Source organism: Shewanella sp. CAL98-MNA-CIBAN-0140 (assembly GCF_040309905.1).
Classification (GTDB): domain Bacteria; phylum Pseudomonadota; class Gammaproteobacteria; order Enterobacterales; family Shewanellaceae; genus Shewanella; species Shewanella psychromarinicola.
Map to the genome: position 1 here is coordinate 1 of NZ_JBEOPI010000098.1, position 702 is coordinate 702.

The following is a 702-nucleotide window of genomic DNA, read 5'->3' on the forward strand; positions in this document are numbered from 1 at the left end:
CCAAGGCTACAGGGGCAGGTCCAACAGCGATTAGACGTTGGGTGACTCAACTTAGACAAGAATTTGAAGGTATTACCCCATCATCTCATGCCATCACTCCTGAGCAAAAACGAATTCAAGAGCTTGAAGCGCAAATTAAGAAGATTGAATGGGAGAAAGACATCCTAAAAAAGGCTACCGCTCTCTTAATGCAAGACAACATCAAACGATAGCGTTAATTGAATCGTTATCGAGAGAGCAGAACATCGTCAAACAGCTTTGCCATTTATTTGAAATACCGCGAAGCAGCTATCATTACCATCTCAAACACCGTGGGTTAGTGAAACCTGAGCGTGAAAAATTGCGCCAGCAAGCAATTGCAATCCACCGTGATAGTCGTGGCTCTGCAGGGGCAAGAACGATAGCAGGTCAGCTTAATCAACTGGGTGAAAATGTTGGCCGTTATAAGGCCGCGAGTTTAATGAGAGATGCAGGGCTAATTAGTAATCAACCCAGAAAGCATCGTTACAAGATAGCAAATGATGAATCTAAAATAGCCCCTAATTTGTTAAAGCGGCAGTTTAACGTTGAAGCAATAAATCAGGTTTGGTGTGGTGATGTGACCTATGTTTGGTCTGGAACGAAATGGCTCTATTTAGCGGTGGTAATGGATTTATACGCGAGAAAGATAGTGGGTTGGGCGTGCTCTGACAGTCCTAATAC

The 702-nt window shown here is 43.6% G+C and carries 2 protein-coding genes; both read left to right on the top strand.

All coding sequences use genetic code 11. From position 1 onward, the window contains the following. On the top strand, positions 1-212 hold a 212-nt coding region (locus AAEY93_RS20325; protein ID WP_502959569.1), incomplete at its 5' end, for a transposase. Beyond that, on the top strand, positions 149-702 hold a 554-nt coding region (locus tag AAEY93_RS20330), incomplete at its 3' end, for an IS3 family transposase (protein ID WP_351079439.1). The genes AAEY93_RS20325 and AAEY93_RS20330, both read left to right, overlap by 64 nt.